General features: G+C 71.1%; 7 protein-coding genes. 4 read left to right on the top strand and 3 right to left on the bottom strand.

Annotation, left to right across the window (positions count from 1 at the left end; translation table 11 throughout):
- Positions 1–1,121: 1,121 nt before the first annotated feature.
- Entirely contained in the window at positions 1,122–1,946 is an 825-nt protein-coding gene (locus KGQ19_RS46120) for an SDR family oxidoreductase (protein WP_212021544.1), read from the bottom strand.
- 63 nt (positions 1,947–2,009) lie between these two features.
- Here KGQ19_RS46120 and KGQ19_RS46115 point away from each other — a divergent pair, with 63 nt between their 5' ends.
- On the top strand, positions 2,010–2,867 hold the full coding sequence (locus tag KGQ19_RS46115) for a helix-turn-helix domain-containing protein (RefSeq protein WP_212021542.1): 858 nt from the start codon (positions 2,010–2,012) through the stop codon (positions 2,865–2,867).
- Positions 2,868–2,900: 33 nt separating this feature from the next.
- On the opposite strand, the gene KGQ19_RS46110 is transcribed toward KGQ19_RS46115, so the two are convergent.
- Positions 2,901–3,581 carry an O-methyltransferase gene (locus KGQ19_RS46110; RefSeq protein ID WP_212021540.1) on the bottom strand — a complete coding sequence of 227 codons (681 nt, stop codon included), beginning with the start codon at positions 3,579–3,581 and terminating at the stop codon, positions 2,901–2,903.
- Positions 3,582–3,684: 103 nt separating this feature from the next.
- On the opposite strand from KGQ19_RS46110, the gene KGQ19_RS46105 reads away from it, so the two are divergent.
- Positions 3,685–4,266 carry a TetR/AcrR family transcriptional regulator gene (locus KGQ19_RS46105; protein ID WP_307856718.1) on the top strand — a complete coding sequence of 194 codons (582 nt, stop codon included), beginning with the start codon at positions 3,685–3,687 and terminating at the stop codon, positions 4,264–4,266.
- A 55-nt stretch (positions 4,267–4,321) separates the two neighbouring features.
- Here the strand turns inward: KGQ19_RS46105 and KGQ19_RS46100 are convergent, their stop codons facing one another.
- Positions 4,322–5,986: a DUF8823 domain-containing protein gene (locus KGQ19_RS46100; RefSeq protein ID WP_212021536.1), complete on the bottom strand. Its 1,665-nt coding sequence runs from the start codon at positions 5,984–5,986 to the stop codon at positions 4,322–4,324.
- A gap of 190 nt (positions 5,987–6,176) precedes the next feature.
- On the opposite strand from KGQ19_RS46100, the gene KGQ19_RS46095 reads away from it, so the two are divergent.
- Positions 6,177–6,686, top strand: coding sequence for a MarR family winged helix-turn-helix transcriptional regulator (locus KGQ19_RS46095; protein ID WP_212021534.1), 510 nt, complete (start codon positions 6,177–6,179; stop codon positions 6,684–6,686).
- Positions 6,671–7,415: MFS transporter (locus KGQ19_RS46090; RefSeq protein WP_230420473.1), on the top strand; the 745-nt coding region annotated here is incomplete at its 3' end. The genes KGQ19_RS46095 and KGQ19_RS46090, both read left to right, overlap by 16 nt.

Raw genomic sequence — 7,415 nt, 5'->3', positions numbered from 1 at the left:
GCGCGAACTTGACCCCCGGCCACCGGCACTGTAGGCGAAGCCCTGCCGACGCGACCGAGGGGAACGAACCGAAAACCAGCCGGAGAAATACAAAACAGGGGGTGCGGGTACCGGCGGCCCGGCGAATTCGGCCGCCGGTCCCGGTGCTGGCCAGCGCGCCGGTACCCGAAGTGCGCGTTCCAAGTTGGCGGGCGCCGGATCGCCCCGGCAGCAAAACAACCGATATCAGCGGGATCGCAGGCTTCTGAGATAAATCAGCGGAAAGCGACGCAGGCTACTGAGACAGATCGGCAGAAGGCGGCTGCAGCAATCGCTACGGTGGATCTCGTCCGGGTCTTCGACTCTCATCGCAGGCACGGTTGTCCAGCACTGCACTTGGGCCTGTTAACTGCACTACACCCGGGCATGTCGCCGACCAACTGACCACTTGCCCGCCGCCGGGGCCTTACCGGCAGCGGCATCGCAAAACTCGTGTCCTCGTTCCTTGCGATTGCTATTCTTCCGGCTGGTTTTCGGTTCGTTCCCCTCGGTCGCGTCGGCAGGGCTTCGCCTACAGTGCCGGTGGCCGGGGGTCAAGTTCGCGCTACCAAAACCGCAGCTCACACGCCCGACCGCAGCGCGCGGACTTTACCCCCGGACACCGGTGCTGTACCCATCGGGCTGACGACGCGACCGAGGGGAACGGACCGCACCACGTCACAAACCGCAGCCGCTGAGACTAGATCGGCCACCCGAGGGAACCGCGCTAGTTTCCCTGAGGTTGCCGAGGCCCGCCGGAGGCCCGGCCCTTCATCACAGCTCTTGACCTTGACTTTGCTGTTGATCTTGCCCTTGCCTGGACTTGCTGGAGTTGAAGAGGCCTGAGGTGGGGCGGGGTTGTGAACGCGAAAACCGGCAGCCGACAAGCACACCCGCCGCCCCGAACCCCGAACCGGCACAACTATGACCGAAGGCCGTAAAAAGCATTTGAAACCCACAGGCCAACCGCAACCCGGCCCGCAAACCCCAGCCCCAAAAAGAAGACCCGAACCCCAAAAGCCCATAGCCAAGCGAGGCCCGAGCTCAGACCCGAGCCACCAGCCAGCCCAGCCCTCCGCCGCCAGTCAACCCCGGGCCACCACTCAAGCCCTGGTAGCCAGCGGCTGCCACGCCTCCCAGGTCTCCAGCCGCTTCTGGTAAGCCGCTTTCACAATGGGATACGGGTAGGGGCCGAGGAACAGCCGAAGCGGCGGCTCCTCGGCGTCCACCAGTTCCAGGATGACGTCAGCGGTCACCTGCGGGTCCTGCGGCGCGCGGGCTGTGGCGCCGGCGCGGCGGGCCTCGCGGATCGGGTCGTAGGCGGCGATGGGCTCGGTGTGGACCGCCGAGCCGGTGGACCAGTCGGTGCCGTAGGGGCCGGGCTCGACAATGGTCACGCGGATGCCGAGTGGGCCGACTTCCTGTGCCAGCGCCTCGCTCATGCCCTCCAGGCCCCACTTGGAGGCGTTGTAGAGCGCGAGGGTCGGGAAGGCGGCGAGGCCGCCGATGCTGGACACCTGGAGGATGTGGCCGCCGCCCTGTTCGCGCAGGTGCGGCAGCACGGCCTGGGTGACCCACAGCGGGCCGAGCAGGTTGGTCTCGATCTGCGCGCGGGCCTGCTCCTCGGTGGTCTCCTCGACCATGCCGAACAGGCCGTAGCCGGCGTTGTTGACGACCACGTCGAGGCGGCCGAAGGTCTCCACGGCCCGGCCGACCGCGGCGACTGTTGCGTCCCGGTCGGTGACGTCGAGGGCGAGCGGGAGGACGGCGTCGCCGTAGGCGTCGACGAGGGGTTGCAGGGTCTCGGGATGGCGCGCGGTGGCCGCGACGCGGTCTCCTCGCTTGAGGGCCGCTTCGGCCCAGATGCGGCCGAAGCCGCGGGACGCGCCGGTGATGAACCATGTCTTCGTGCTTCGAGCTGTACTCATGCCCTAAATCCTCCGAGAGCCGCTGATCTGCAACCAGCACCCCGGCAGGGTTACCCTCGCACCATGGCCGCCGACAATCTGTTGGGAGACTTCCTGAAGGCCCGACGTGCGCGGATCGCGCCGTCCGGGCGGGAGCTGGCGCTGTCCGGACAGCGCCGGGTGGCCGGCTTGCGGCGGGACGAGCTGGCCCGGCAGGCCGGGATCAGCGAGCCCTATCTGACCCGGCTGGAGCAGGGCGTCGACCGGCATCCGTCGCCGCAGGTGCTCCAGGCGCTCGCCCGGGCGCTGGAGTTGGACGCCGACACGGCCGCGTACTTCTATTCGCTCGCGGCGCCCGCTCCTGACGCGGCGCCAGGCCCCGCGCGTTCGGCGGGGCGCGCGGCCAGTGGACCCGGGGACGGTGGACTTGAAGTCACTGGACCCGAGGTCAGTGAAGACGTGCACCGGCTGCTCGACGCCTGGGCCGACAGCCCGGCGTATGTGCGCGACCGGCGGTTCGACGTGCTGGCCGCCAACAAGGCGGCCCGGGCGCTGGCCTCGATGTACGAACCCGGACGCAACCTGGCCCGGGAGGTGTTCTTCTCCCCCGGGGCGCGCCGGCTGCTGCCGGATTGGCCGTTGATCGCCGAACAGACGGTGGCGGCGTTGCGGGCCGAGGCGGATCAGCGGGATCCGCAGACGGTGCGGCTGATCGCGGAGCTGGAGACGAGCGAGGACTTCCGCCGGCTGTGGGCCAAGCACGACGCGCGGCCGTCCCGGGACGAGCTCAAGCGCTTCGCGCACCCCGACGTCGGGGAGCTGTCGCTGCGGCGGCAGGCGCTCACCGTCGGCGGAGCCGAACAGCTGGTGATCATCGTCTACCAGGCGGCGCCGGGGAGCGCTTCCGCCGACGCGCTCGCCCGGCTGGTGTATGAGTTCTGATACGAGTGCTGCACGAGTTCTGATCTGCCCTCATCACAGGCGGCAGCTGATCTCCATGCCGTCCTCGACCGGGAAGGTGACCCCCTCATACCCGTTGGCCGGATCGCGCACGTAGTCCAGGTAGGGCTTCACCGATTCAAAGGTGGTGTCGTCCGCGATGACCAGGGCGCCGGGAGCCAGCCGGGGTTCCAGCGCGCGCAGGACCGGGATGTAAAGATCCTTCCATCCGTCGAGCAGGACGAAGTCCACCTGCGACCCGGCCCCGTCGGCGTCCAGCTCCTCGGGGAGCCGGTGGAGCGCGTCGCCTTCGAGGACGGTGATGACGTCCCGCAACCCGGTCTCCTCGAAGGTGCGGCGGGCCGCCTCGATCTTGGCCGCCGACATCTCGGTGGTCAGCACGCGCCCGGCGCCGTTGTCGCGGACGGCCGCGGCCAGGTGCAGGGTGGAGATGCCGTAGGACATGCCGAACTCGACCACGGTCTTCGGCCGCACGGCCCGAATGAGGGTGTAGAGCAGGCGTCCGGCGTCGGCGGAGATCGGCATGTAGATCTCCGACCAGGCGTCCGCGCGCTGCTGGGAATCGGTGTCATCGAAACCCTCGGGCCGCCGGTCCGCGGCCCGCTGAAAGGCGGCGTCGTCCTGCTCCGCGCGGGTGAACATACGGTCCAGGGCTTGCGCGACGCGCGGGTCGCGCAGGGTGCTAGAGGAGCTCATGATTGCTACACTAGACGCACCGTTGCGTCTTGTCTACAGCATCCGGCCCTATTCTGACCCCCACGATCGACGCCCCGTACTTCAAGCCCCGTACTTCAAGGAGGTGGGCACCTTGGCACACCACGGCAACCGCCACGGCCGCAGCGAGGAGGCCCGGCAGGCGGTGCTCCGCGCCGCCGACGACCTGCTGGTCGAGAAAGGCTTCGCGGGCGTGACCATCGAGGGGATCGCCGCGGCGGCCGGCGTCGCCAAGCAGACGATCTACCGCTGGTGGGGCTCGAAGACGGACATCCTGCTGGACACGTTCCTGGAGGACGCCGCCCGGGACCTGGCCTCGCGGGAGCACGGAACCCTCGCCGAGGACCTGCGCGCCTACCTGCGGCAGCTGGCCGACTTCCTGACCGGCAACGACGCCGGCGCCGTGTTCCGGGCCCTGATCGGCCACGCCCAGCACGACGCCGCGTTCGCCGAGACCCTGCGGACGCACTACCTCGACGAGCAACGGCAGCGCGACCGGGCTCCGCTGGACCGGGCGATCGCCCGCGGCGAGCTCCCGAACGACCTGGACATCCCGGCCGCGGTGGACATGCTGGTCGGTCCGGTCTATCACCGGGTCCTGATGACCGGCGACCCGGTGGACGAGGCGTTCATCGACCAAGTGGTCGAGCACTTCGTCAAGCGCTGAGGCGGCATGGGTGGCGCCGCCCTTCACGACCGCCGCCCTTCACGACCGCCGCCCTTCACGACCGCCGGCATCCCGTCCCCCGGGGCAGCTGGTAGTCGCCGTCGATCGTGTAGCGGCCCGGCGTCTTCACCACCAGCAGCGTCCAGTCGCCGTCTTTGCTCAGGCACGCGCCGGGCGGGCCGTCGACCTGGAGCCACGGCGACCACTGCACGCGCACCGACACCGGTTCGGCGGTCGAGGGCACGTCCAGCACCACGTGCGCGGGGTCGGTGTGCACGACGGTCGCCGGCGGCGAGGCCAGGGCTACGGCGTCGGTGAACTTCAGCAGCCGCCACGAGGAGTCCTGCCAGATCTGGCGCAGCCAGGCCGGATGCGAGTCGATGACCTGTTCCTCGGCGCGCGCCGAGTAGTCCAGCTGATCGGCGGCCAGCGCCGGGATCGCGACGTAGCCGACGGCCCATTTCTGGAGCCAGTCGTGGTAGGTCGCGTCGGTGAGCCCGGCTTGGTAGAACAGCGGGTTGCGCTGCACGTCGGCCTGCCGGTTCCAGCCCCGGGCCAGGTCCGCGACGCCGACCAGGCCCCAGGACTCCCAGTGGTTCAGCATCGGGACGGCCTCGACGCGCAGGCCGGTGGCGGCCACGTTCAGACTGCCCAGTTCGGCGACCAGGCCGGCGCCCTGCGCCTGCGAGGACGGGGCCGGGATGCCGACGATGTCGCTGGTCACCGTCCAGTAGCCGGCGACGGCGAAGGCGGTGGCCAGCGCGGCGTAGCGCAGGGGCGGCAGCCGGAGCCAGGGCAGGTCGCCGCGGGCGCACAGGGCGGCGAGGAAGACCACGCTGCCGAAGATCAGCGCCAGCCGCTCCACATTGCTGCCCAGCGGGGTGTCGATCAGCAGGGTCAGGCCCGCGCCGGCGGCGTAGAGCAGGGCCCCGACGCGCACCACGCGCCAGACCGGGGCGGCGGCCGGACCGGAGGGGACCAGCAGGGCCACGGCCAGGGCGCAGCCGGCGGTGATGATGATGGTCGGGCCCGCGACCGGGTCCACGCCGGCGAACGGGAACAGCAGGGCGGTCAGCAGGACCACCACCGGGCCCGGCACGCCGAGCGCCACGCCGGCCCGGCGCCGTCCGGTGAGCAGCAGGGCGACCGCGACGACCTCGACGAACAGCCCGGCCAGCGGGCTGGCGCAGACGGCCAGGAAGGACAGGACGAACGCGGCGGCGATCCGGCCCCAGTGCGGGGTGCGTCCGGTCCCGGCGGCCACCGTCGCGGCCAGGCCGAACATGAGCCCGATGGCGAAGGTGACCCGGCCGGCGGCCAGGTCGCACCACAGCGCGAAGGTCCCCCACAGCGCCACCGGCAGCGGCCAGCGCAGGCCGGCCCGGTTCAGGATGTAGGCGAGCAGGACCGCGGAGACGATCACGGACAGCACCCCGGCGGCCCGCACCCCGATCGCGGCCATCAGGAACGGGGCGAGCCAGCTGTAGGAGGCCGGGTGGATGCCGCCGTACCAGGCCAGGTCGTAGGCCGAGCCGGGGTACTTCGCGGCGAAGTCGGCCCAGGACCACTGCGCGGCCAGGTCGCCGCCGACCCCGGCCAGGTAGCGGGCCCAGATCACGGCCAGCACGACCGACATCAGCGCCGCGGCCCAGACCGGCGTCCAGCTCCGCAGCGCGCCCGGAGGCCGCACCACGGACTCCGCGTCTGCTCCGACAGCCATCGCCGACGGCCACCTTCCCGGGCTGTTTGCCCCCTGTGCCCAAGATAGTGATGGTTTGTCAAACCGGCGTGGTGACACGCAGATCAGGGTGCCCGGCCCGGGCCGCCGGCGGGGACCGCGAGCGGGGCGCCCGCACCGCTCGGCGTACAAATTACAACAGCACTTATAGAAGTGCTGTTACGATTGCCCCATGACCGATGAGCAGCCCTTCGAGGACCCGACCGGCGCCAGTCTGTGGCGTCCGCTCCACCTGCTGACCACCACCGTCGACGCCGAGATCGCGCAGGTCTACGCCGAAGCCTCGATCGAGGGCGTGAAACCGACCTGGGTACAGGAGCTGCTGCGGCTGCACCTGCACGGCCCGATGACGATCACCGAGCTGGCCGAATCGGTGAACCGCACCCACTCCGCGCTGAGCCAGAAGGTGGCCGCCATGCGCGCCGCCGGCCTGGTCCGCACCACCCCGGGCCCCGACGCCCGCACCAAGCGCGTGGCGCTGACCGCCAAGGCCAGGCGGCTGGTGGGGCGGCTGGCAGCGGAGTGGCGCGCCACCGAGGCGGTGCTGGCTGAGCTGGAGGCGGAGATCCCGTATCCGGTCAGCCGGGCTGTCGCCGATGCGGAGCGGGCGCTGGCTCGCAAGAGCTTCCACGACCGGCTCGCCGAACGGCTGAAGGAGGACCCGGCATGGCGTGGCGAATAGGGCGGCGCACCGCGGCGGGCAAGGCTGACGATCGGGAGCGCGAAGCCTGGGAGGCCGACAACCGCGGGTCGCGACCGAGCGAGTCGGGTCGGACCGGGCGCGGCGGCCGGAGCGCCGGCGGGCAGGAAGCCGAGCCGGGCGAGCCGATCGAGCCGATCGAGCCGGGCGAGAACTCGGGCTCGGGAGTCGGCGAGCGTGGATCCCCCCACCCGCGCCGGGCCCGCCGCATGACCGCGATGCTGGCCGACACCGCCCCGCTCCGCGAGTCCCCGGCCTTCCGGCGCCTCTGGCTCAGCGGGGTGTGCTCGAGCTTCGGCGGCCAGATGACCACGGTCGCGGTGCTGTTCCAGGTGTGGCACAGCACCGGCAGCGCCGCGTGGACCGGGGCGATCGGGTTGGCGCAGGCGGTGCCGTTGATCGCGTTCGGGTTGTTCGCCGGGGCGCTGGCCGACCGGCTGGATCGGCGCCGCTTCTACATGGCGTGCACTGTGGGGCAGGGTGCGTGCTCGGCGCTGCTCGCGACGCAGGCGCTGCTCGGCACGTTCCCGGTGCTGCTCGTGCTGCTCGTCGTCGCCGGGCAATCGCTGTTCGGAGCGGGCAGCGGTCCGACGTCGCGCACGTTCCTGCCGCAGCTGGTGCGCCGGGAGCACCTGGGGGCGGCGCTCGCGCTGAACCGGATCGCGTTCCAGGGGTCGATGATGGTCGGGCCGGCGATCGGCGGGTTGGTGG

Source organism: Catenulispora pinistramenti (assembly GCF_018274385.1).
Taxonomy (GTDB): Bacteria; Actinomycetota; Actinomycetes; order Streptomycetales; family Catenulisporaceae; genus Catenulispora; species Catenulispora pinistramenti.
The sequence above is the reverse complement of the archived record's forward strand: the minus strand, read 5'-3'. Positions and strand labels throughout refer to the sequence as shown.

Coding starts and splice junctions, on each gene's coding strand:
- KGQ19_RS46110 (WP_212021540.1), bottom strand. CDS start 3,581: ATGAGCTCCTCTAGCACCCTGCGCGACCCGCGCGTCGCGCAAGCCCTG.
- KGQ19_RS46100 (WP_212021536.1), bottom strand. CDS start 5,986: ATGGCTGTCGGAGCAGACGCGGAGTCCGTGGTGCGGCCTCCGGGCGCG.
- KGQ19_RS46115 (WP_212021542.1), top strand. CDS start 2,010: ATGGCCGCCGACAATCTGTTGGGAGACTTCCTGAAGGCCCGACGTGCG.
- KGQ19_RS46095 (WP_212021534.1), top strand. CDS start 6,177: ATGACCGATGAGCAGCCCTTCGAGGACCCGACCGGCGCCAGTCTGTGG.
- KGQ19_RS46120 (WP_212021544.1), bottom strand. CDS start 1,946: ATGAGTACAGCTCGAAGCACGAAGACATGGTTCATCACCGGCGCGTCC.